Source organism: Streptomyces sp. NPDC021749, from assembly GCF_040640655.1.
Classification (GTDB): domain Bacteria; phylum Actinomycetota; class Actinomycetes; order Streptomycetales; family Streptomycetaceae; genus Streptomyces.
The window spans coordinates 162737-185983 of sequence record NZ_JBFACE010000001.1 but is presented as its reverse complement, the minus strand read 5'-3'; the positions used below and the strand labels follow the sequence as shown (position 1 = coordinate 185983).

Sequence of the window (23247 nt, the reverse complement as noted above, 5' to 3'; positions counted from 1 at the left end):
GTGGGGGTGTTGTCGGTGGCGGGTGCGAGGGTGGGTGGTGTGGTCATGGTCGTCACGCCTTTGCCTTGGTGACGCCGGTGGTGGCGGCTGGGTCGGGGAGGCGTTGGTCGGGCACGTCGAGTTGACCGGTTTCGTGGAATTCGAGTTGCTTGCGGCGGTCGGGGATGAGGCCTTCGGGGCGGAAGCGCATGAGGAGGACGAGGGCGAGGCCGAAGAGGAGGAGTTGGTAGTCCTGGAGGAAGTCGAGTTTGGCGGGGATGAGGAAGAGGAGTGCCGCGCCGACGAGGGGGCCGCTGAGGGTGCCCATGCCGCCGAGGATGACGGCGGCGAGGAGGAAGGCGGAGTTGGGGGGTTGGGGTCCGGCGAATTGGAATTGTTCGGGGGTGGCGGTGGTGACGACGTGGGCGTGGACGGTGCCGGCGAGTCCGGCGAGGGCGGCGCCGAGGGCGAAGGCGAGGAGGCGGAGGCGGAAGCTGTTGATGCCCATGGCGACGGCGGCGGTTTCGTCTTCGCGGATGGCGATCCAGGCGCGGCCGATGCGGGAGGCGGCGGCGCGGCGGAAGACGAGGACGACGAGGGCGGTCACGAGGATCATCAGCAGGTAGTAGTTGCCGTAGGTGGCGATGGGGATGCCGAGGATGTCGTGGGTTTCGCCGAAGTTGAAGCCGAAGATTTCGAGGTTGGGGATGTTGGGGATGCCCATGGCGCCGTTGGTGACGTCGGGGCCGGTGGTGCCGTTGAGGTTGAGCATGGCGATGCGGAAGATCTCGCCGAAGCCGAGGGTGACGATGGCGAGGTAGTCGCCGCGTAGCCGGAGGGTGGGGGCGCCGATGAGGACACCGAAGACGAGGGAGGCGGCGGCTCCGGTGAGGAGGGCGGCCCAGAAGGGGAAGTGCAGGCCGAGGGCGGATTCGGGGGAGCCGGAGACGAGGGCGGCGGCGTAGGCGCCGACGCCGAGGAAGGCGACGTATCCGAGGTCGAGGAGGCCGGCGAGGCCGACGACGACGTTGAGGCCCAGGGCGACGGTGGCGAAGATCAGGATGTTGGCGCCGATGATCGTGTACTGGTCGGTGTCCTGGGTGAGGGGGAAGCTGGCGGCGGCGAGGAAGGCCGCGGTGAGGGCGATGCCGCGGTGTCGGTGGGTGAGTTCGGTGAGGCGTGCGATGAGTCCGGCGCGGTGGAGGGCGGGGACGGCGAGCGCGATGAAGAGGAGGTAGCCGACGAAGGGGGCGCCGTCGTCGGTGTCGATGCCGTAGGTGAAGGCGATCAGCCCGGCGGCGAAGGCGGCGGCGATGGTGAGGATCTCGGCCCAGGTGGGGAGTTGGCGGGTGCGGGGCCGGAGGGGGCTGGCGGTGAGGAGCGCGGTGAGGCGTTGCCAGGGGTTGGCGGGTGGGGTGGTGGGGGGTTGGTCGGGGGGCAGGGCGAGGGCGGCGAGGAGGGTGAGGAGTGCGGTGATGCCGGCTGCGACGCCGCCGGGTTCGAGGTTGACGAGGCCGCCGAGTTGGACGGCGATGGCGCCGAGGGTGAACCACGTGGCGGCGAAGGTAGCGAGGGCGGCGAGGAGGGTGGGGGCGTTGCGTCCGGCGGGGGTGAGCCAGGTCAGTCCGCGGAGGCCGAGTGCGGAGGCGGCGAGGAGGAGGGTGAGGAGGCCGCCGGTGAGGGTGACGAGTTGGAGGCCGGCGGGGGAGCCGTAGTAGGTGAGGTCGCCGGGGAAGTCGCTGCTCCAGGTCCAGGAGAGGCCGGTGGTGGCGGCGGTGGCGAGGGCGCCGGCGGCGGTGGTGAGGCGTGCGGTGCGTTCGGGGAGGGGGAACAGGCCCCGGGGGGTGGTTGCGGTGGTGGTGGTCATCGGTATCACGCCCGATCCGCGACGCGTTCGCCCAGCAGGCCTTGTGGCCGCAGGAGGAGTACGAGGATGAGGAGGACGAAGGCCCAGACGTCCTTCCAGGCTCCGCCGCCGAATTGCTGCATGCCGGGGATGTCTTCGATGTAGGCGGTGGCGAGGGCTTCGGCGATGCCGAGGACGACGCCGCCGAGCATGGCGCCGTAGATGTTGCCGATGCCGCCGAGGACGGCTGCGGTGAAGGCTTTGAGGCCCATGATGAAGCCCATGCGGAATTGGACCTCGCCGGTGCGCAGGCCGTAGGCGACGGCGGCGACGCCGGCGAAGGCGGCGCCGATGGCGAAGGCGAGGACGATGATGCGGTCGGTGTTGATCCCCATGAGTTTGGCGGTGTCGGGGTCCTGGGCGGTGGCCTGCATGGCGCGGCCGCTGCGGGTGCGGGAGACGAAGAAGCCCAGGGCGATCATGCAGAGGGGCGCGGCGATGAGGACGAAGAGGTCGCCGCGTTGGACGGTGGCGCCGAGGATGTCGAGGGCGTGGCCCTTGAACTGGGGGAAGACGCGGGCCTGTTTGCCGTCGGGGTACCACTTCCAGATGGCTTGCTGGAGGGCGATGGACAGGCCGATGGCGGTGATGAGGGGGGCGAGGCGGGGGGCTCCGCGCAGGGGGCGGTAGGCGAAGCGTTCCGCCGCGATGCCGACGAGGACGGATACGAGGATGCCGCCGAGGAGCATGACCGGCAGGGCGAGGGCGAGTGAGGTTCCGGTGGGGAGGGCGAGGTAGACGCTGAGCGCTCCGAAGCCGCCGACCATGAATATCTCGCCGTGGGCGAAGTTGATGAGCTGGACGATTCCGTAGACCATCGTGTAGCCGATCGCGATGAGTCCGTACATCGCGCCGAGGATGAGTCCGTTGGCCAGCTGTTGCGGCAGTTCGCTCACCGCAGGGCCTCCGTGGTGTGATCAAGCACGGGTGGGAATTCGGGAGTTCGGGGTGTCCCGGTGTGCCGCGGGCCGCGCCAGGGTCGTTGGTGGCGTCCTGGCGCGGCCCGGGTGTGTGGGTGGTGCTTGGGGGGTCAGCTCTTGTCGAATTCCTTGAACGGGGCGCTGAAGCGGGCGGCCCAGTCGCCCTTTTCGACCTGGTAGGCGGTGATCATGGTGTTGGTGGTGTCGCCGTATTTGTCGAAGGCGACCTTTCCGGTGACGCCGTCGAAGGTGACCTTGTTCATGGCGTCGGTGACCTGCTTGCGGGCGTCGTCGGGGAGTTTGCCGTTGTTGGCTTCGACGACGCTCTTGACGGCCTGGATGAGGGCCCAGGTGGAGTCGTAGGTGGAGCCGCCGTAGGCCTCGTAGGGCTCCTTGAATCCGGCTGCCTTGTAGTCGGCGATGAATTTCTTGGCGGAGGGGAGTTCCTCGACGGGCTTGCCGACGGAGGAGGCGTAGTCGCCCTGGGCCTTTTTGTTCAGCTTGATGTAGTCGGCGCTGTACATGCCGTCGCCGCCCATGAGGGGGACGGTGACGCCGCCGTCCTTGAGCTGCTGGCTGAGGGGGCCGGAGGCGGGGTATTCGCCGCCGTAGAAGACCAGGTCGGGTTTGGCGGACTTGACCTTGGAGACGACGGCTTTGAAGTCGCGGTCGTCGGGGCTGACGTGTTCGGTGCCGACGATCTTTCCGCCGAGTTTGGCGAACTGGTCCTTGAAGGAGGAGGCGAGGCCGACGCCGTAGGTTTTCTGGTCGTCGATGACGTAGGCCTTCTTGGCCTTGACCTTTTCCCAGGCGTACTGGCCGTCGAAGGCGCCTTGTACTTCGTCGGTGGTGGCCGTGCGGAAGTAGGTGGGGAATTGCCGGACGCGCTTGTTCTTCTTCCAGTCCGGGCCCTGGGTGAGGTCGGGGGTGGTGTTGGCCGGGGAGATCAGCGTGAGGTTGTTCTGCTTGGAGACCTGCTGCATGGACTGGGCGACGCCGGAGTTGAGGGGGCCGACGATGCCGAGGACGTCCTTGTCGCCGGCGAGTTTGGTGGCGTTCTGCTGGCCGACGTTGGGAAGTGCCTTGTCGTCGAGCGGCTTGAGTTTGAAGGTGACGCCCTTGACCTCGTTGGTCTTGTTGGCGATGTCGACGGCGAGCTGGGCGGAATTGCGTATGCCCAGGCCGAGCGCGGAGAGTTCGCCGGTGGTGGGGGCGTCGAGACCGATGACGACGGTGGTTTTGCCTTCGCCGTTTGTGTTGTCGTCGCCGCGAGAGCCGCACGCGGAGAGCGTGAGGGCGCCGGTGGTGACTGCGGTGGTGAGGAGAAGCAAGGAACGGTGACGCACGATCAGTCCTTTCCCTGGCGCGGCCACGGCTGTCGCATGGCCGATTCGCGCGCCGGGCTGCACGGGAATACAGGGGCCGTGCTCGCAGCGCGCCCGGCGGCGCGGTGACTGGCGGTGACTCTAGAGCGGTGTTCGTCGCGTCGGCAGAGGCGCTGGCCAGGATGTGACGCTCTTGTTATGACCGGCGATGAGCGTTTTGCCGCCATGGTCCTTACAGGTGGAGCGAACGCGGCGCGGAAGGTGAACTCGCACTTCCGTGGGTGGTTGCGCGGTGCGACCGCCGGAGGGTGTCCGGCTATCGGAGGGGGTGGGCAGGGGCCTGTGGTGGCACGGGGTCCGGGGATGTGCGGGTTGAGGCGGTATTGCGTGTGTGTCACGCAGAGTTACGGGAAAAGGTGCGGCCCCGCTCCCTGGGCGGGCGCGGGGCCGTGGTGGTGGGCGGCGTGGGCCGTCCGGATCCGGTCAGCTGCGGTAGGCGTCGGTGTCGGCGTCGCGCAGCATGCAGGTCAGCCGGGCGGTGCAGACCCGCTTGCCGTGTTCGTCGGTGATGACGATCTCGTAGGTGGCGGTGGAGCGGCCGCGGTGTACGGGGGTGGCGACGCCGGTGACGAGGCCGGAGCGGACGCCGCGGTGGTGGGTGCAGTTGAGGTCGACGCCGACGGCGAGTTTGGTGGGGCCGCCGTGGAGCATGGAGCCGACGGAGCCGAGGGTTTCGGCCAGCACGGCCGAGGCGCCGCCGTGCAGGAGGCCGTAGGGCTGGGTGTTGCCCTCGACGGGCATGGTGCCCACGACGCGGTCGGGGGCGGCTTCGGTGACCTGGACGCTCATCCGCTCGCCGAGGTGTCCGGCGGAGAAGAGTGCGGGCAGGTCGAGGCCGATTCCGGCCCACTGGTCGAGGATCTCCTGCGGGAATGTCGTGGTGGTCTGCTCACCCATGCCTTCGGCTCCGTTCGCTCGCCCGTGATCGTCGTCGATCCGTGCCCGTTCCTATCAGGCCACTGAGCGAGCGCTCAGCGCGGGGTGGGGTGTTCCCGGCGGCCGGTGCGGTGCCGGCCGCCGTGGTGGGGGTCAGTCGGTGGGGGTCTTCTCCAGTCGGATCACCACGGACTTGGCGGCGGGGGTGTTGCTGGTGTCGGCGGTGTGGTCGAGCGGGATGAGCACGTTGGTCTCGGGGTAGTAGGCGGCGGCGCAGCCGCGGGCCGTGGGGTAGTGGACGACGCGGAAGCCGGGGGCGCGGCGTTCGCTGCCGTCGGTCCATTCGCTGACCAGGTCGGTGTAGTCGCCATCGGCGAGGCCGTGGGCGCGGGCGTCGTCGGGGTGCAGCAGAACCACCCGGCGGCCGTTCTTGATGCCGCGGTAGCGGTCGTCGAGGCCGTAGATGGTGGTGTTGTACTGGTCGTGCGAGCGGAGGGTCTGCAGCAGCAGCCGGCCTTCGGGGACGGCGGGGTATTCCACGGGTGCGGCGGTGAAGTTGGCCTTGCCGGTGGCGGTGGGGAAGCGGCGGCTGTCCCGGGGGGCGTGCGGCAGGGCGAAGCCTCCGGGGCGGGCGACCTTGGTGTTGAAGTCGTCGAAGCCGGGGACGACGCGGGCGATGCGGTCGCGGATCGTGGCGTAGTCCTTCTCGAACTCCTCCCACGGGATGCGGCTGTCGGGGCCGAGGACGCGGCGGGCGAGGCGGGCGACGATGGCGGGCTCGGACAGCAGGTGGGGGCTTGCCGGTGCGAGGCGGCCGCGGGAGGCGTGCACCATGCCCATGGAGTCCTCGACGGTCACGAACTGCTCGCCGCCGTCCTGGCGGTCGCGCTCGGTGCGCCCGAGGGTGGGCAGGATCAGGGCGCGGGCACCGGTGACGACGTGCGAGCGGTTGAGCTTGGTGGAGACGTGGACGGTGAGCCGGGCGCGGCGCATCGCGGCTTCGGTGACGTCGGTGTCGGGGGTGGCGGAGACGAAGTTGCCGCCCATGGCGAAGAACACCTTGGCCTGTCCGTCGCGCAGGGCGCGGATGGCGCGGACGACGTCGAGGCCGTGTGCGCGCGGGGGCGCGAAGCCGAATTCCTTCTCCAGGGCGTCGAGGAAGGCGGGGGCGGGGCGTTCGAAGATGCCCATGGTGCGGTCGCCCTGGACGTTGCTGTGGCCGCGTACGGGGCAGACGCCGGCGCCGGGGCGGCCGATGTTGCCGCGCAGGAGGAGGAAGTTGACGACTTCCTGGATGGTGGGCACGGAGTGCTTGTGCTGGGTCAGGCCCATCGCCCAGCACACGATGGTGCGCCGGGAGGCGAGGACCATCTCCAGGGCGCGTTCGATCTCGGCGCGGGTCAGTCCGGTGGCGGCGAGTGTGGCGTCCCAGTCGTCGTCGGCCTTCGCGGTCCGGGCGAACTCCTCGAAGCCGTGGGTGTGTTCGCGGATGAATTCCTCGTCGACGGCGCCGTCGGTGGCGAGGACCAGGTGGTTGAGGGCGCGGAAGAGTGCCTGGTCGCCGCCGAGGCGCACCTGGAGGAAGAGGTCGGTCAGGGCGGTGCCGCCGCCGGCCAGTCCGCGGGGGGTCTGGGGGTTCTTGAAGCGTTCCAGGCCGGCTTCGGGCAGCGGGTTGATCGAGATGATCTTGGTGCCGCCGGCCTTGGCCTTCTCCAGGGCGGTGAGCATGCGGGGGTGGTTGGTGCCGGGGTTCTGGCCGGCGACGATGATCAGGTCGGCCTTGTAGAGGTCCTCCAGCAGGACGCTGCCCTTGCCGATGCCGAGGGTCTCGGTGAGGGCCGAGCCGGACGACTCGTGGCACATGTTGGAGCAGTCGGGCAGGTTGTTGGTGCCGAATTCGCGGGCGAAGAGCTGGTAGAGGAAGGCGGCCTCGTTGCTGGTGCGGCCGGAGGTGTAGAAGACGGCCTCGTCGGGGGAGTCGAGGGCGGTCAGTTCCTCTCCGATGATGTCGAAGGCGCGCTCCCAGGTGACGGGGGTGTAGTGGTCGGCGCCTTCGGCGAGGTACATGGGGTGGGTGAGGCGGCCCTGTTGTCCGAGCCAGTAGCCGCTGCGGGTGGCGAGGTCGGCGACGGAGTGGGCGGCGAAGAAGTCCGGGGTGACGCGGCGCAGGGTGGCTTCTTCGGCGACGGCCTTGGCGCCGTTCTCGCAGAATTCGGCGGTGTGCGGTTTGTCGGGCTCGGGCCAGGCGCAGCCGGGGCAGTCGAAGCCGTCGGGCTGGTTGACGCGCAGCAGGGTCAGGGCGGTGCGGCGGACGCCCATCTGCTGCTGGGAGATCTTCAGGGCGTTGGTGATCGCTGGCATGCCCACGGCGGAGTGCTGGGGTGCGCTGACCTGGGGCGCGTCCTGGATGGGGTCCGACGCGGGCGGCTTGCCTGCCATGGCGCTCTCCCTTGAGCCGTGAGCTGTGCTCGCTCCGCCGGCGCGGCGGATCGTTGTCGTGCACATCCGATCCTGTCACGGACCGGGACGGGCGGTGTAGGGGAGTGCGGGCGGGGTGCGGGGGAGGGGCGGTGGCGAGGGGGCGGGGGTGTGCGGGGCGGGGCGCTGACCGTCGCGGCGGGGATTGTCAGTGGGGCGTGGCAGGATCGGGGGCGTGGCAGCAAAGGCAGCGAAGAAGAGCGAAGCGACCGGCACCGAGGCGGCGGCGGGCGGTCGTCCCCGCCTGCTCCTCATGGACGGGCATTCCATGGCATACCGGGCATATTTCGCCCTGCCCGTGGAGAATTTCACCACCGTCACCGGCCAACCGACCAATGCGATCTACGGCTTCGCGTCGATGCTCGCGAACACCCTGCGTGACGAGGCGCCCACGCATTTCGCGGTCGCCTTCGACGTCTCGCGCAAGACCTGGCGCTCCGAGGAGTATCCGGAGTACAAGGCGAACCGTTCCAAGACCCCCGACGAGTTCAAGGGCCAGGTCGAGCTGATCGGCGAGCTGCTCGACGCGATGCGGGTCAAGCGCTTCGCGGTGGACGGCTTCGAGGCCGACGACGTCATCGCCACGCTCACGGAGCAGGCCGTCGCCCAGGGCTTCCACGTCTCGATCGTCACCGGTGACCGGGACTCCTTCCAGCTGGTCTCCGACGACGTCACGGTCCTCTACCCCACCAAGGGCGTCTCGGAGCTGACCCGGTTCACCCCCGAGAAGGTCTTCGAGAAGTACGGCCTGACCCCCGCCCAGTACCCGGACTTCGCCGCGCTGCGCGGCGACCCGTCCGACAACCTCCCCGGCATCCCCGGCGTCGGCGAGAAGACCGCCACGAAGTGGATCAACCAGTTCGGTTCGTTCGCGGAACTGGTCGAGCGGGTCGACGAGGTCAAGGGCAAGGCCGGTCAGAACCTCCGCGACCACCTGGAGTCGGTGAAGCGCAACCGCGTGCTCACGGAGATGGTGCGCGATGTGAAGCTGCCGTGCGGCCCCGAGGAGCTGACCCGCGAGGCGTACGACCGCGAGGCCCTCAAGGTGTTCCTCAACGCCCTGGAGATCCGCAACCAGGGCCTGCGCGACCGGCTGCACGCCGTCGACCCGGGCGCCGTGGAGACCGCCGAGGAGGCCGCACCGGCCCCCGGCGTCGAGGTGGACGGTACGGTCCTTTCCACCGGTGAACTCGCCCCGTGGCTGGCCGCACACGCCACCGGCCCGCTGGGCGTGTCCACCGTCGACGTCTGGACGCTGGGCAGCGGCAGCGTGGCCGAGATCGCGCTCGCCACCCCGGAGGGGCCGGCCGCCTGGTTCGACCCCGCGCAGCTGGACGAGGCCGACGAGCAGGCGTTCGCCGCCTGGAGCGCCGACCCGGAGCGCCCGAAGGTGATGCACAACGCCAAGGGCCTGATGCGGGTCTTCGGCGAGCACGGCTGGCGCATCGAGGGCGTGACGATGGACACCGCCCTCGCCGCCTATCTGGTCAAGCCCGGCCGCCGCTCCTTCGCGCTGGACGCCCTCTCCATCGAGTACCTCGGGCGGGACCTCGCCCCGGCCGCGGCCACCGACGGCCAGCTGGCGTTCGGCGTGGACGAACAGGCCGAGGCGGACGCCCTGATGACACAGGCCCGTACGGTCGTCGACCTGGGCACGGCGTTCGAGGCGAAGCTCGCCGAGGTGGGCGCGGCCGATCTGCTGCGCAATGTGGAGCTGCCGACCAGCGATCTGCTGGCCCGGATGGAGCGGGCCGGTATCGCCGCGGACCGCGGCTGGCTGGAGCGGATGGAGCAGCAGTTCGCCGGGGCGGTCGCGCAGGCCGTCAAGGAGGCGCACGCCGCCGCGGGCCATGAGTTCAACCTCGGCTCGCCCAAGCAGCTCCAGGAGGTCCTCTTCGGCGAGCTGGGCCTGCCCAAGACCAAGAAGACCAAGACCGGCTACACCACCGACGCCGACGCCCTGGCCTGGCTGGCCGCGCAGACCGACAACGAGCTCCCGGTGATCATGCTCCGCCACCGTGAGCAGGCCAAGCTGCGCACGACCGTCGAGGGCCTGATCAAGACCATCGGCGCGGACGGCCGGATCCACACCACCTTCAACCAGACCGTCGCCGCCACCGGCCGGCTGTCGTCCACCGACCCCAACCTGCAGAACATCCCGGTGCGGACGGACGAGGGCCGGGCGATCCGCCGCGGCTTCGTCGTCGGCGAGGGCTTCGAATCGCTGCTGACCGCGGACTACAGCCAGATCGAACTGCGCGTGATGGCCCACCTCTCCGAGGACGAGGGCCTGATCGAGGCGTTCACCTCCGGCGAGGACCTGCACACCACCGTCGCCTCCCAGGTCTTCTCGGTCGACAAGACCGCGGTCGACCCGGAGATGCGCCGCAAGATCAAGGCGATGTCCTACGGTCTGGCGTACGGGCTGTCGGCGTTCGGCCTCTCCCAGCAGCTGGGCATCCAGCCCGACGAGGCCCGCAAGCTGATGGACACCTACTTCGAGCGGTTCGGCGGGGTCCGCGACTACCTCCGCCGCGTCGTGGAGGAGGCCCGCGCCACCGGCTACACGGAGACGATGCTGGGCCGCCGCCGCTATCTGCCGGACCTCAACAGCGACAACCGCCAGCGCCGCGAGATGGCCGAGCGGATGGCGCTGAACGCCCCGATCCAGGGCACCGCCGCCGACATCGTCAAGATCGCGATGCTGCGGGTCGACACCGCCCTGCGGGCCGCGGAGCTGGAGTCCCGGATGCTGCTCCAGGTCCATGACGAAATCGTCGTCGAGGTCGCCCCCGGCGAACGCACCCAGGTCGAGGAGCTGGTCCGGCGCGAGATGGCCGGCGCGGTCGCACTGCGCGCCCCGCTGGACGTCTCGGTCGGCTCCGGCAAGGACTGGGAGTCGGCGGCGCACTGACGTCGCCGCGGGTGCCCCTTCCCGGCGCGGCGAGCCGGGGCGGGAAGGGGCCCCGCCGCCGCGCGGACGGGCCTCAGTCGGTGGCGTGCACCGCCTCGCGTGGGTCCGCCGCCGCGCCGGCCCGCGAGGCGGGCAGGGGGCCGTCGGCGGGCCGGCCGCGGCGCGCCCGCCGGTCCAGCAGCCGTACCGCCAGGCCGTACAGCAGCAGCCCGACGAGGAGGCCGGCGCCCGCGCCGAAGAGCGAGGTCGGCAGATAGTCGAACCACACCGCCGTGTCCCCGTACTCCGCGTGGGCCCGCAGGACGCGGTCCACCGCAGCGGCCGGCACGCAGGCCAGCAGCAGGGGGGTGAGCAGCAGCCGCAGCCGTACGGACAGCGCGGGCACGGCCGCCGCGGCGCCGGCCCTGACCGCGGAGTCGGCGGCCCCGGCGGCCCGCAGCGCCGACCACCCGAACCACACCAGCGCGGCCGTCGCCAGCACCGAGGTGCCGTACTGCAGATACGTCGGCACCGGCCACCCGCCCACGACCCGGTCCAGACCGGGCACCAGCCGGGTACCCCAGCGGCCCGGGTGGGTGAAGGCGTCCCACACCACATGGGTCGCCGAGCCGAGCACCGCGGAGAGCACGAACCAGCCGGTCAGCGCGGCGAGTTCACGGGGGCCGCGGGGGCGCCACGGGCGGCCCCGGACGCACAGCGCCACCCGCCCCCGCCACGCCTGCGGCAGCAGCGCCAGCAGCGGGTCGCGCACCAGCAGCCAGCCGCCGACCAGCGCCGCGGTGATCAGTACATCGACCGTCAGCACCCCGGGCAGCGCATGGGTGACCGCGCCGAACTCCATGCCGCCGGGTACAAACGTGTCCGCGTAGTACGTCATGTCCGGCGCGAACGACCCCGCGACCAGCGCCGAGGCGACCAGCCGGCCGCGGGCCGTACCGGTGCGCCGGACGGCCGGCAGCACGGCCGCGGCATGGCTGAGCGTGAACGGCATGGCAGCTTCTCCTCGATCGATTCAGATCATTATGTGTCCGATGAGGTGGTAGATGCCGGGCCCGAGTTGTCGTAGTGTCGCCTGAGTTGGAGCGCCGGGGAGCGCGACACCACGTCAGAAAACGCGGTGCGTCAACGCGGAGGGGACCACGTATGGCAGCCACATTCCGGCGGCGGCTTCGCAGGGGAGCGGCCTCGACGGCCGTGGCGGCGTTCGTTCTCGCCGCCCTGACCGCCTCTCAGTCGCCGGACGCCACCGCGAAGGCGGCCAAGGAACAAAAACCCTCCCCGCCGGCCGACACCCCCATCGACGGCGGTACGACGTACTGGGCCGACCTGCCGCCGCACAACCGCCCGGCGCCGCCCCGCCGTTCCTCCCACCCCCGCCCCGACGGCGGCACCCGCGTCATCACCGGACCCGCCCAGGCCGGCATCCCCGCCACCGTCCTCGCCGCCTACAAGAAGGCCCAGTCCCGCCTCGACGCCGAGGCCCCCGGCTGCCGGCTCCCCTGGCAACTGCTCGCCGGAATCGGCAAGGTGGAATCCGGCCAGGCATCCGGCGGCGCGGTCGACGCCGAGGGCACCACCCTCCAGCCGATCCTCGGCCCGCAGCTCAACGGCCACGGCTTCGCCCGCATCCTCGACACCGACGGCGGCCGCTACGACGGCGACACCACCCACGACCGCGCCGTCGGCCCGATGCAGTTCATCCCCTCCACCTGGGCCCAGGGCGGCCCGTACCAAGGCGGTTGGGGCGCCGACGGCAACGGCGACGGCAAGAAGGACCCCAACAACGTCTACGACGCCGCGCTCGCCGCCGGCCGCTACCTCTGCGCCGACGGCCGCGACCTGTCGGACCCCCGCGACCTGGACCGCGCCGTCCTCGGCTACAACAACTCCGCCGACTACCTGCGCACCGTGCTGTCCTGGTACACGTTCTACCGCAAGGGCACCTACGAGGTGCCCGACGGCCACGGCGTCCTCCCGGCACACCGCCGCCCCGCGCACGAAACCGGCCACGGCAACAACGGGCACGGAACCGGGCACGGCACCGGCCGCACCGGCGGCCACCGCCCCGGCCGTCCCCACCAGGGTTCCGGTACGCCCGCCAAGCCCCGTCCCGAGCCCAACGGGCCCGCCCGGCCCGGCGGTTCCGGCTCCGGCCGCACCCCGGGCACCCCCACCCCGAAGCCCAGGCCCGGCACCCCCAGGCCCGGCACCCCCGCACCCGCCAAGCCCGGCCCCGTCACCGCCCTCGCCCGCATCGGCGACCGGGCCCTGACCGCCACCGCCGGCACCGACTTCGCCACCGCGCCCCGACTACGCGCCAAGGACGCCGCGGGCAGGCCCGTCGCCGGCGTGCGGATCCGCTTCACCCTCCCCGCCGGCACCGACGCCCGCTTCCCCGGCAACGCCATCTCCGCGACCGTCACCACCGACAAGAAAGGCCTGGCCACCGCGCCCACTCTGCACGCGGGCGACCGGGCCGGTGACTTCACCGTCCGCGCGACGGCCGTGGGCCGGACCCTGCCCGCCGTCACCTTCGACGCCACCGTCAAGGCCAAGCCGGAGCCGAAGGCCGACACCCTCGCCCGCACCTCGGACAAGGAACTGACGGCCACCGCCGGCCAGGCCTTCGCCGAGGACGCCGTCGAGATCAAGGCCACCTACCAGGGCAAGATCGCGGCCGGGGTGCCGGTGACCGCGACCATGGTCACCGACGACCCCGACAAGCCGGTGGAGAACGACCGCGGCCCCTACTTCAAGGACCCCAAGGCCACCGGCGACAACAAGGACAAGCCGGTCCGCACCCTCGCCGGGCTCACCACGGACGCCAACGGCCTGCTGAAGCTCCCGAAGATCTACACCGACGCGCACACCGGGACGTTCCTGCTGCGGCTGACCACCGACGACGGCGCCGTCCTCACCGTCAAGCTGAAGGTCGCCGCCCCCGCCGCCTCCTGACCGCACCGGCGGCCGGCGCCCCCGGCCGCAGACCCCGGCCGGCCCGGCACCCCGCCCGGTCCGCACCGCCGTCCTGCCCGCCGTCCCGGGCAGGACGGCGGTGCCCCATGCGCTCCGGTGGCACGTGTTCTCATCTCCGCCGACCGTTGCTACGGTGCGCCCTCCCTGACGCCGCATCAGATGTGCCGGGAGGCGACCATGCGCGCCCTGATTGCCGCCGCGGCCGGACTGGCCGCCGCACTCGCCCTCATCCTCACCGTCACGGCCGTCGGCGCCCCCAGCGGCACCACCTCACCCAAGCCGCTGCTCACCACCGTCCCTGCACACCCCTGAGGGAGGGACGTCACCGCCATGCGCCGCACCGCCAGCCTGGTACTGCTCGCCTTCGCCGTCTTCTTCACCGCCCTCTCCCCGCTGCTGCGGTGGTACGCCTTCCCGCGGCTCGCCAAGATCCCGGCCGGCCAGTACCAGGACATGGTGCTGGAGGCCCGGCCCGCCACGCTCATCGACTACGGCACCATGAAGGCCAGGACGGTCCCCAAGGTCACCATCGTCCAGACCCTCAAGGGCAACGTCGCCGCCTCCGACCGGATCGAGCGGACCGCAGGCCGCGACGTCGTCGTCTGGGACGCCCTCTCCTACGTCGCCGGACCCGACGGCAAGATGGTCTCCCAGGTCCCCGAGCGCTACATCTTCGACGCGCACTCCCAGGAACCCGTGCACGCCACCGGCGAGACGGTCGACGGCGACCCCGTGCACCGCGCCGGTATCGAGTACAAGTGGCCGTTCCTCACCGAGAAACGCGACTACACCTACTTCGACGCCCAGACCCGCACCTCGGCCCCCATCCACTACAAGGGCACCCGCACCTTCCGCGGCCTGGAGGTCTACTACTTCGAGCAGACCATCCCCTGGACCAAGGTCCCCCTGCCCAAGAAGATGCCGGTCAAGGGCATCACCCCCGAAGCCGTCCAGAAGATGGGCACCACCCGTTGGTACACCACCAAGCGGATGTTCTGGGTCGAGCCGGTGACCGGCGCCCCCGTCAACGGCCAGGAAATCCACAAGGAGGAGCTGCGCGGCGGCGACCTCCTGCCCGGCGGCGGCAAGGTCACCGCCTTCGCCGGCCACGTCAAGATGCGCGCCGACTACGTCGACTCCACCGTCGCCCTGGTGACGTCCCAGCGCACCCTCGTCCTGCTCCTGACCGGCTACCTCCCCTGGGGATTCCTCCTCCTCGGCGCCGCACTGCTCGCACTCAGCCTCCACCTCGAAGCCCGCGGCCGCCGCCCGGCCACCCCGGAGACGGAAGCGGAGCCCGCCGTCAGCCCCGTCTGAGCCGCGCGGTGGTGTGCCGGGTCGGCTCGGCCGCCGAAGGGTCCTCCGGCCAGGGGTGCTTGGGATAGCGGCCGCGCAACTCCGCGCGCACCGCGCGGTACCCGTCCCGCCAGAAGGACGCCAGATCGGCCGTGACGGCGGCCGGGCGGCCCGCGGGCGAGAGCAGATGCACCAGCACCGGCACCCGCCCGCCGGCTATCCGCGGCGACTCCTGCCAGCCGAACAGCTCCTGCAGCTTCACCGCCAGCACCGGCTGCTCCCCGCCGTAGTCCACCCGCACCCGGGAACCGCTCGGCACCTCGATGCGCTCCGGCGCCAGCTCGTCGAAGCGGGCCGCGTCACCCGTCGCCCACGGCAGCAGCCGGGCCAGCGCCGCCGCCGTATCGGCCCGCTCCAGGTCGGCCCGCCGCCGCGCCCGGCCCAGCTCCACCCCCAGCCAGTCCTCCACCCGCCCGAGCAGCGCCTCGTCCGACACGTCCGGCCACGGCGCGCCCCGCTCCCGGTGCAGGAACGCCATCCGCTGCCGCACCGCCACCGCGCCCGCCGGCCACCGCAGCAGCCCGAGCCCCTCCCGGCGCAGCCCGGCCACCACGGCCTCCCGCACCAGCTCCGGATCGGGCGCCGGCAGCGGCCGCACCGCCAACTCGATCGCCCCCAGCCGCTCCACCCGCCGCGCCACCACGTCGCCGTCCGACCAGCGCACCTCCTCACCCGACGCATACAGCGCCCGCGCCGCCGCACACGCCGTGTCCTCGTCGATCACCGCGGCCAGCCGCACCCGCGCCGACGCCGCGGCCACCGGCCGGTCCGCCACCGCCACCGCCAGCCACTGTGCGTCCCGCAGCCGCGAACCCTCCCCGCCGGGCTCGGCACCGGTGCCCGACGCCATCAGATAGCTACCGGCCCCACGCGCCCGGGCCACCCGCTCGGGAAACGCCAGCGCCGCGACCAGCCCGGCCACCGCATCGTCCGACGCGCCCCGCCCCGCGCCGTCGCCCCGGGGCGCCTCCCCGGCGCCGGCCGCGCCGGGCTCACCGACCGCCGCCGCCAGCCGCCGCGCCTCCTGCCGCCATCTGGCGGCATAGCCGTCCCCGCCCCGGCGCGCGGTACGCCAGGCCTCCGCCAGATCGTCCCCGTACGCCCGCGGCGGCTCCTCGCTGAGCAGGGCGACCACTTCCGCCGCCCGCCGCACCCCGACCTCGGCGGAGCCGTCCAGCAGCGCCCGCGCCAGCCGGGGATGCACGCCCATCCGCGCCATCCGCATCCCCCGCTGCGTCGCCCGGCCCTCCGCATCCACCGCACCGACCGCCGTCAGCACCTCCCGGGCCGCGGCCAGCGCCCCGGCCGGCGGCGCGTCCAGCAGCGCCAGTCCGCTCGCGTCCGGATCGCCCCAGCACGCCGCCTGCAACGCGAACGCGGTCAGATCGGCCACCCTGATCTCCGGGTCGGGGAAGGCCGGCAGCCGCCCGTCCTCGCCCTCCGCCCAGCAGCGGTAGACCACGCCCGGCGCCTCCCGCCCGGCCCGGCCCGCCCGCTGCCGGGCCGCCGCCCGGGACGCCCGTACGGTCGTCAGCGCGCTCAACCCCCGGGCATGATCCATCCGCGGCACCCGCGCCAGCCCGCCGTCGACCACCACCCGCACCCCCGGCACGGTCAGGCTGGACTCCGCCACCGAGGTCGCCAGCACCACCCTGCGCACGCCGTCCCCGCCCGCCAGCACGGCGTCCTGCACCTCGGCCGGGGCCCGCCCGTGCACCTGCAGCACCTCGGCGTCCACCCCGGCCAGCTCCCCGGCGACCCGCCCGATCTCCCCGACACCCGGCAGGAAACACAGCACATCGCCGGTCCGCTCGCGCAGCGCCCGCCGCACCACGCCCGCCACATGCGTCAGCAGCGCCGGATCGACCCGCAGGCCGTGCGCCGGCCGCACCGGCCGCTCCGGCGGCGCCCACACCGTCTCCACCGGATGCGACACGCCCGCCGCCTCCACCACCGGGGCCGGCCCCGCCGCCCCGCCCAGCAGCCCGGCCCACCCCTCGGCATCCGTCGTCGCCGACGCCGCCACCAGCCGCAGCTCCGGACGGAGCGTCTCCCGCACGTCCAGCAGGAACGCCGCGGACGTGTCGGCGTCCAGATGCCGCTCATGGCACTCGTCCAGCACCACGACGTCCACCCCGGCCAGCTCCGGATCGCGCTGCAACCGCTGCAGCAGCACGCCGGTCGTCACCACCTCCACGGCCGTACGCGGCCCGGCCCGCCGCTCACCGCGCACCGTGAACCCCACCCGGTCGCCCACCTGCTCGCCCAGCAGCCAGGCCATCCGGCGGGCCGCGGCCCGGGCCGCGATCCGCCGCGGCTCCGCGACCAGCACCCGCCGGCGCGGCCCGTCCCCGGTCAGCCCGGCCAGGTCCAGCGGCACCAGCGTCGTCTTTCCGGTGCCCGGCGGGGCGCACAGCACCGCGCTGCCGGGCCCGTCGAGGGCGGCGCGCAGCGCGGGCAGGGCGGTCCGTACGGGCAGCTGGGCGAGGGCGTCACGGGCGATCACATCCCCCAGTCTGCCGCCCGCCACCGACAACGCCGCGGCCCGCCGGCGCCGCCGCACCGCCCGGCCGCCGCGAGGGCTGCCACGCCACCGCTCTACGCCACCGCTCTACGCTTCCGCCTCGCACACGAAGATCGCCGTGCCCGGGATCAGACGCCCGCGCAGCGGGGACCAGCCGCCCCACTCCTGGGTGTTCCACTCCGGCCATTCCGGCTCGACGAGGTCCAGCAGCCGGAACCCGGCCGCGACCACGTCCCGCACCCGGTCGCCCAGCGTCCGGTGGTGCTCGACATACACCGCCCGCCCGGTCGCGTCCTGCTCGACGTACGGGGTGCGGTCGAAGTAGGAGGCCGCCACAGAGAGCCCCTCGGGTCCCGGCTCGTCCGGGAAGGCCCAGCGGAGCGGGTGGGTGACGGAGAAGACGAACCGGCCGCCCGGCCGCAGTACCCGGCGCACCTCGCGCAGTACCCGTACGGGATCGGCGACGAACGGCAGCGCCCCGTAGGCCGAGCAGGCGAGATCGAAACTGCCGTCGCGGAAGGGGAGCGCCCCGGCGTCCGCCTCCACCAGGTCCGGGACGGCGTCCTCCGGCGCGGCGTCGGCGATCCGCAGCGCGTGCTGGAGCTGCCGGTGGGAGATGTCCAGCGCCACGGGGAGCGCGCCCTGGGCCGCCAGCCAGCGGGAGCACTGCGCCGCGCCGGCGCCGATCTCCAGGATCCGGCGGCCCTTCAGCTCGACGGCCGGGCCGAGCAGCGCCGCCTCCGCCTCGTCCAGCCCTTCGGGACCCCACACGAACCGGTCGTCCCCCAGGAACGCGCCGTGCTCGCTCTGGTACTCGTCGGCGTTGCGGTCCCACCAGCCCCGATTGGCCCGGCTGCTCTCGGTGGCCGAGGCGTCACGGCGGGTCGCCTCCGGCTCGTGGTCTTGGTTCATCGCGCCCGTCGTCGTAGTCTTCGCTCTGCTTGTTGCTGCAGGGACTGTGAGGCCCCCCGGCCTCGTGGAACATCGCGTGTGCCGGTTTTGGGGCGCTCTGCCCCCGGTGTGCGCGTTCGCGCATTGACCGTGTCCGGCTGCCCCCGTATGCTACAAGTTGCGCTGCGGGCTTGCGCGCCTCAGACGGAGCAGGCCGCGCTCGCATCTGTATGCACCCCTCGGTTTTGAGGCGTTTCGGGCGGCTCCGAATGCTCCGGCATTCACGGACCTCCCCGAGAAGGCGTCTCTGACACTGTCCGGCTTATGCAGAGGCGATACGGGCTCTCGGCGTAGCAGTACCTACGACTTCAATGTCCGTACCGGAGCCCTTTCCCACATGACGAGCAGCACCGAGACCACCGCCACCACCCCGCAGGTTGCGGTCAACGACATCGGTAACGAGGAAGCTTTCCTCGCCGCGATCGACGAGACGATCAAGTACTTCAACGACGGCGACATCGTCGACGGCGTCATCGTGAAGGTCGACCGGGACGAGGTCCTGCTCGACATTGGTTACAAGACCGAAGGCGTCATCCCGAGCCGCGAGCTCTCGATCAAGCACGACGTCGACCCCAACGAGGTCGTCGCCGTCGGTGACGAGATCGAGGCCCTCGTCCTCCAGAAGGAGGACAAGGAAGGCCGCCTGATCCTCTCGAAGAAGCGCGCCCAGTACGAGCGTGCCTGGGGCACCATCGAGAAGATCAAGGAAGAGGACGGCATCGTCACCGGTACCGTCATCGAGGTCGTCAAGGGTGGTCTCATCCTCGACATCGGCCTCCGTGGCTTCCTCCCGGCCTCCCTGGTCGAGATGCGCCGCGTCCGCGACCTGCAGCCCTACGTGGGCAAGGAGCTCGAAGCCAAGATCATCGAGCTGGACAAGAACCGCAACAACGTGGTCCTGTCCCGCCGCGCCTGGCTGGAGCAGACCCAGAGCGAGGTCCGCCAGACCTTCCTCACCACCCTCCAGAAGGGTCAGGTGCGCTCCGGCGTCGTCTCCTCCATCGTCAACTTCGGTGCCTTCGTGGACCTGGGTGGCGTCGACGGTCTGGTCCACGTCTCCGAGCTGTCCTGGAAGCACATCGACCACCCGTCCGAGGTCGTCGAGGTCGGCCAGGAGGTCACGGTCGAGGTCCTGGACGTCGACATGGACCGCGAGCGCGTCTCCCTGTCGCTCAAGGCGACCCAGGAAGACCCGTGGCAGCAGTTCGCCCGGACCCACCAGATCGGTCAGGTCGTCCCGGGTAAGGTCACCAAGCTGGTTCCCTTCGGTGCGTTCGTGCGCGTCGACGAGGGCATCGAGGGCCTGGTCCACATCTCCGAGCTGGCCGAGCGCCACGTCGAGATCCCGGAGCAGGTCGTCCAGGTCAACGACGAGATCTTCGTCAAGGTCATCGACATCGACCTGGAGCGCCGTCGCATCAGCCTCTCGCTGAAGCAGGCCAACGAGTCCTTCGGCGCCGACCCGACGGCGGTCGAGTTCGACCCGACCCTGTACGGCATGGCCGCGTCCTACGACGACCAGGGCAACTACATCTACCCCGAGGGCTTCGACCCGGAGACCAACGACTGGCTGGAGGGCTACGAGGCCCAGCGCGAGGCGTGGGAGCAGCAGTACGCCGAGGCGCAGCAGCGCTTCGAGCAGCACCAGGCCCAGGTCATCAAGTCCCGCGAGGCCGACGAGCAGGCTGCGGCCGAGGGCGCTGCGGCGCCGGCGGCGCAGGGTGGCGGCCAGGCCGGCGGCGGCAACGCCGGTGGCGGCTCGTACTCCTCGGAGTCGGCGGACAACTCCGGCGCCCTGGCGTCGGACGAGGCGCTCGCCGCCCTCCGCGAGAAGCTGGCCGGCGGCCAGAGCTGAGCTCGCGCCGGTAGGCAGTAGCTGATCGACGAAGGCCCGTTCCCCTCGGGGAGCGGGCCTTCGCCGTGCCGTCGTGCCACGTGTCGTCGTGCCGCCGTGCCGCCGTGCCGCCGTGCCGCGTGTCGTCGTTCTGTTGTGCCGTTGTGCCGTCGTCCTGTCGTGTTGTCGTGGTGGTGACCGTGTCGGCGTGCCGGCGTGGCGGCGTGGCGTCGTGGACGTGTGTGCCGGCCGGGGGCTCCGGTCGCGTCAGCCGGAGGGTCAGCCCACCGGGGTGCCCGGATCGGTGCCGCCACGGCCGCCGGTGACGGTGTCGTCCCTTGTGATGGTCGCCGAACATTCGGACGCGTCGGAGCGGGCGATGTTGGAGGAGCGTAACGGCCTGACCCGTGGCGCGGCCGTTCTTGCCGGTGTCGCGGATGGGGGAGGCCTTGATGGGGGAGGCCTTGATGGCGCCGCGCTTGCTGGACGCCCGGAAGTGCACGCCCTCCATGGCCATGACCATGACCAGGTCCAGGTCCCGGTCCAGGCCCAGGTCCATGTCCAGGCACAGGTCCAGTGGGGGACGCCGCAGCGCAGCGCCGCCGGTACCGCCGGCCACCCGGACATGTGTGCCGCCCGCGTGCCGGCGCGGCGGGCCCTTCGGTGACGGGCTGGTACGTACTCCACTCGGCGTCGCGTTCAGCGTTCAGCTTGGGGTCCACTCGTCAGCGGAACGGGCATGCGAAGGCGAATCCATTTGGGTACCCAACTGCCTTCCTGTAGGTGAACGTTCGGTGACCTTGTGAACCCTGGTGGTCCGGGCCGGCGGTAGAGGCGGGTGGGGAACGCGTCAGGGTTGCGATCGAGAGCAATGGCACGATTCAACTCCCCTTCAAATGAGCCCATTTGGCGTCATGTCCGGGAAAGGTGAGGGCGAGAGGGGAGAGGCGTGCTCAGGCAGAGGGCACGGCAGTCGGCCGGGTGGCGGAACGGCGGGGTCCGGCGGTGGCGGGAACTGTCCGGTACGGGACGGGGTCATATCCACGGCCGGGAATGCCGGCGGCCGACCGCACGTTGCCGTTCATGAGAACGAGGAGGAGCGGTCACTGTGTTGGATCCCCAGGGTTTGTACGAATGGGAGCCGAGCGGGCTCGCGGAGGTCGAGGCGCTGGCCTCCAGGGACTCCGCCGGACTGGTGCTGCTGTACCACTTCGACGGGTACATCGACGCCGGTGAGACGGGCGATCAGATCGTCCGTCGGCTACTGGACGGCCTGCCGCACCAGGTCGTGGCCCGCTTCGACCACGACCGCCTCATCGACTACCGCGCCCGCCGCCCGCTGCTCACCTTCGAGCGCAACCGCTGGACCGCCTACGAGACGCCGAGCATCGAGCTGAAGCTGGTGCGCGACACCACCGACGCACCGTTCCTGCTGCTGTCCGGTCCGGAACCGGACGTGGAGTGGGAGCGCTTCGCGGCGGCGGTGAAGGAGATCGTCGAGCGGCTCGGGGTGCGTCTCTCGGTCAACTTCCACGGCATCCCCATGGGCGTTCCGCACACCCGCCCGGTCGGCATCACCCCGCACGGCAACCGCACCGACCTCATGCCCGGGCACGCCAGCTTCTTCGACGAGGCACAGGTGCCGGGAAGCGCGGAGGCACTGATCGAATTCCGCCTGGCGGAGGCGGGGCACGACGTGCTCGGTGTGGCCGCGCACGTGCCGCACTACATCGCCCGCTCCGCGTATCCGGATGCCGCGCTGACGGTCTTGGAGGCCGTGACGGCGGCGACCGGCCTGGTGCTGCCCGGCCCGGCACACGCGCTGCGTACGGAGGCGCTGCGCACCCAGGAGGAGATCGAGCGGCAGATCTCCGAGGGCGACGAGGAGCTGGTCGCGCTGGTCAGCGGGCTGGAGCACCAGTACGACGCGGTGGCCGGCGCCGAGAGCCGGGGGAACCTGGTGGCCGAACCGGTGGAGCTCCCGTCGGCCGACGAGATCGGCCGGGAATTCGAGCGCTTCCTGGCGGAACGGGAGGGCGAGGGAGGCGGGCCCGGCATCTGACGCCCGGCCCTGCCCCCCCCCGCGTTGCCCGGCTCCCGCCCGGACCTCTCCCGCCCGGACCTCTCCCACGCATCGCTTCCGGCGCATCGCTTCCCGCACAGCGCCCCGCTCCGGGCACCGTATAGCGTGGGCCCATGGTGAAGGTGGGGCTGACCGGCGGCATCGGCGCGGGCAAGAGCGAGGTTTCACGACTGCTGGCGTCGTACGGCGCGGTCATCGTGGACGCGGACAAGATCGCACGCGAGGTCGTCGAGCCGGGCACGCCCGGACTCGCGGCCGTGGTAGAGGAGTTCGGGGCGGACGTACTCGCGCCGGACGGCACGCTGGACCGCCCCAAGCTGGGCGGCATCGTGTTCGCCGACCCCGGCAAACTGAAGGCGCTCAATGCGATCGTGCACCCCTTGGTGGGTGCGCGGTCGGCCGAACTTGAGGCGACGGCGGGCCCGGACGCGGTGGTCGTGCACGACGTCCCCCTCCTCACGGAGAACGGTCTGGCGCCGCTCTACGACCTGGTGGTCGTGGTCGACGCCGCCCCCGAGACCCAGCTGGACCGCCTGGTACGGCTGCGCGGCATGGCGGAGGACGAGGCGAAGTCCCGCATGGCGGCCCAGGCCACCCGCGAACAGCGGCTGGCGATCGCCGACCTCGTCATCGACAACGACGGCCCCTTGGAGGCCCTGGAACCCCAGGTCCGCAAGGTCTGGGAACGCCTGCGCAACCGCTGAGGTGACTGCGCAGCGGCTGACGTGCCTGCGCAGCGACTGGGGTGACTGGGGCGACCAGCGCGGTCCGCAAGCGGAACGGGCGGCGGGCCGCTGAGGTGACGAGCCCCGGACCGGCAGGGGGAAACCGGCAGGGGAAGCGGGTACTGCCGAGCGACTGAGGCGACGGGTGCTCGGACCGGCAAGGGAGCGGGTGCTCGGACCGTCAAGGGAGCGGGTGCTCGGACCGTCAAGGGAGGGGCGCTCGGAGCGGCAGGGGAGCGAGGCTCGGAGCGGCAGGGGAGCGGGTGCGGGCCCGCCGAGGTGCGGGGTGCCGGCTGGCGGGCAGGGTGGTCCCGGTCTGCCGGGGGGAGTGGCTGCCGGG

The 23247-nt window shown here is 71.8% G+C and carries 15 protein-coding genes; 7 read left to right on the top strand and 8 right to left on the bottom strand.

Annotated elements, in window-relative coordinates; genetic code table 11:
- Window positions 1-52: 52 nt before the first annotated feature.
- The 5 genes from AB0G35_RS00840 to AB0G35_RS00820 all read right to left on the bottom strand — a co-directional run bounded on the left by AB0G35_RS00840 (window position 53) and on the right by AB0G35_RS00820 (window position 7505).
- The gene (locus AB0G35_RS00840) at window positions 53-1846 is read right to left on the bottom strand and encodes a branched-chain amino acid ABC transporter permease (protein WP_360941503.1); all 1794 of its coding nucleotides are present in this window, start codon (window positions 1844-1846) and stop codon (window positions 53-55) included.
- Between the two features lie 5 nt (window positions 1847-1851).
- The gene (locus AB0G35_RS00835) at window positions 1852-2781 is read right to left on the bottom strand and encodes a branched-chain amino acid ABC transporter permease (RefSeq protein WP_360941500.1); all 930 of its coding nucleotides are present in this window, start codon (window positions 2779-2781) and stop codon (window positions 1852-1854) included.
- A gap of 134 nt (window positions 2782-2915) precedes the next feature.
- Window positions 2916-4136 (bottom strand): branched-chain amino acid ABC transporter substrate-binding protein, encoded by a 1221-nt coding sequence (locus AB0G35_RS00830; protein ID WP_360942055.1) that lies wholly within the window; start codon window positions 4134-4136, stop codon window positions 2916-2918.
- Between the two features lie 477 nt (window positions 4137-4613).
- The gene (locus AB0G35_RS00825; protein WP_360941497.1) at window positions 4614-5087 is read right to left on the bottom strand and encodes a hotdog fold thioesterase; all 474 of its coding nucleotides are present in this window, start codon (window positions 5085-5087) and stop codon (window positions 4614-4616) included.
- Window positions 5088-5219: 132 nt separating this feature from the next.
- Complete coding sequence (locus tag AB0G35_RS00820) at window positions 5220-7505, bottom strand: FdhF/YdeP family oxidoreductase (protein ID WP_360941494.1); 2286 nt, start codon at window positions 7503-7505, stop codon at window positions 5220-5222.
- Between the two features lie 214 nt (window positions 7506-7719).
- On the opposite strand from AB0G35_RS00820, the gene polA reads away from it, so the two are divergent.
- Window positions 7720-10458, top strand: coding sequence for a DNA polymerase I (polA, locus tag AB0G35_RS00815; protein WP_360941491.1), 2739 nt, complete (start codon window positions 7720-7722; stop codon window positions 10456-10458).
- A 73-nt stretch (window positions 10459-10531) separates the two neighbouring features.
- Here polA and AB0G35_RS00810 read toward each other — a convergent pair whose 3' ends face one another.
- On the bottom strand, window positions 10532-11449 hold the full coding sequence (locus AB0G35_RS00810) for a DUF4184 family protein (RefSeq protein WP_360941488.1): 918 nt from the start codon (window positions 11447-11449) through the stop codon (window positions 10532-10534).
- A gap of 152 nt (window positions 11450-11601) precedes the next feature.
- On the opposite strand from AB0G35_RS00810, the gene AB0G35_RS00805 reads away from it, so the two are divergent.
- From AB0G35_RS00805 to AB0G35_RS00795, 3 genes are all read left to right on the top strand, one after another.
- Window positions 11602-13413: a lytic transglycosylase gene (locus tag AB0G35_RS00805; protein WP_360941485.1), complete on the top strand. Its 1812-nt coding sequence runs from the start codon at window positions 11602-11604 to the stop codon at window positions 13411-13413.
- Between the two features lie 198 nt (window positions 13414-13611).
- Entirely contained in the window at window positions 13612-13746 is a 135-nt protein-coding gene (locus AB0G35_RS00800; RefSeq protein WP_360941482.1) for an SPW_0924 family protein, read from the top strand.
- Between the two features lie 18 nt (window positions 13747-13764).
- Entirely contained in the window at window positions 13765-14751 is a 987-nt protein-coding gene (locus tag AB0G35_RS00795) for a DUF3068 domain-containing protein (protein WP_360941479.1), read from the top strand.
- Here the strand turns inward: AB0G35_RS00795 and hrpB are convergent.
- Complete coding sequence (gene hrpB, locus AB0G35_RS00790; protein WP_360941476.1) at window positions 14738-17296, bottom strand: ATP-dependent helicase HrpB; 2559 nt, start codon at window positions 17294-17296, stop codon at window positions 14738-14740. The two genes, AB0G35_RS00795 and hrpB, sit on opposite strands and share 14 nt — an antisense overlap.
- Before the next feature lie 105 nt (window positions 17297-17401).
- Window positions 17402-18226 carry a class I SAM-dependent methyltransferase gene (locus AB0G35_RS00785; protein WP_360941473.1) on the bottom strand — a complete coding sequence of 275 codons (825 nt, stop codon included), beginning with the start codon at window positions 18224-18226 and terminating at the stop codon, window positions 17402-17404.
- Between the two features lie 376 nt (window positions 18227-18602).
- Between AB0G35_RS00785 and rpsA the strand changes: the two genes are divergently transcribed.
- From rpsA to coaE, 3 genes are all read left to right on the top strand, one after another.
- Entirely contained in the window at window positions 18603-20120 is a 1518-nt protein-coding gene (gene rpsA / locus AB0G35_RS00780; protein WP_030411844.1) for a 30S ribosomal protein S1, read from the top strand.
- Between the two features lie 1087 nt (window positions 20121-21207).
- Entirely contained in the window at window positions 21208-22161 is a 954-nt protein-coding gene (locus AB0G35_RS00775; protein ID WP_360941470.1) for a PAC2 family protein, read from the top strand.
- Between the two features lie 134 nt (window positions 22162-22295).
- Entirely contained in the window at window positions 22296-22886 is a 591-nt protein-coding gene (coaE, locus tag AB0G35_RS00770) for a dephospho-CoA kinase (RefSeq protein ID WP_360941467.1), read from the top strand.
- Window positions 22887-23247 lie beyond the last annotated feature (361 nt).

Excerpts from the sequence above, each read along its gene's own strand:
- AB0G35_RS00820 (WP_360941494.1), bottom strand. The coding sequence starts at position 7,505 with ATGGCAGGCAAGCCGCCCGCGTCGGACCCCATCCAGGACGCGCCCCAG.
- AB0G35_RS00795 (WP_360941479.1), top strand. The coding sequence starts at position 13,765 with ATGCGCCGCACCGCCAGCCTGGTACTGCTCGCCTTCGCCGTCTTCTTC.
- coaE (WP_360941467.1), top strand. The coding sequence starts at position 22,296 with ATGGTGAAGGTGGGGCTGACCGGCGGCATCGGCGCGGGCAAGAGCGAG.
- AB0G35_RS00785 (WP_360941473.1), bottom strand. The coding sequence starts at position 18,226 with ATGAACCAAGACCACGAGCCGGAGGCGACCCGCCGTGACGCCTCGGCC.
- AB0G35_RS00805 (WP_360941485.1), top strand. The coding sequence starts at position 11,602 with ATGGCAGCCACATTCCGGCGGCGGCTTCGCAGGGGAGCGGCCTCGACG.
- AB0G35_RS00800 (WP_360941482.1), top strand. The coding sequence starts at position 13,612 with ATGCGCGCCCTGATTGCCGCCGCGGCCGGACTGGCCGCCGCACTCGCC.
- AB0G35_RS00810 (WP_360941488.1), bottom strand. The coding sequence starts at position 11,449 with ATGCCGTTCACGCTCAGCCATGCCGCGGCCGTGCTGCCGGCCGTCCGG.
- AB0G35_RS00840 (WP_360941503.1), bottom strand. The coding sequence starts at position 1,846 with ATGACCACCACCACCGCAACCACCCCCCGGGGCCTGTTCCCCCTCCCC.
- rpsA (WP_030411844.1), top strand. The coding sequence starts at position 18,603 with ATGACGAGCAGCACCGAGACCACCGCCACCACCCCGCAGGTTGCGGTC.
- AB0G35_RS00825 (WP_360941497.1), bottom strand. The coding sequence starts at position 5,087 with ATGGGTGAGCAGACCACCACGACATTCCCGCAGGAGATCCTCGACCAG.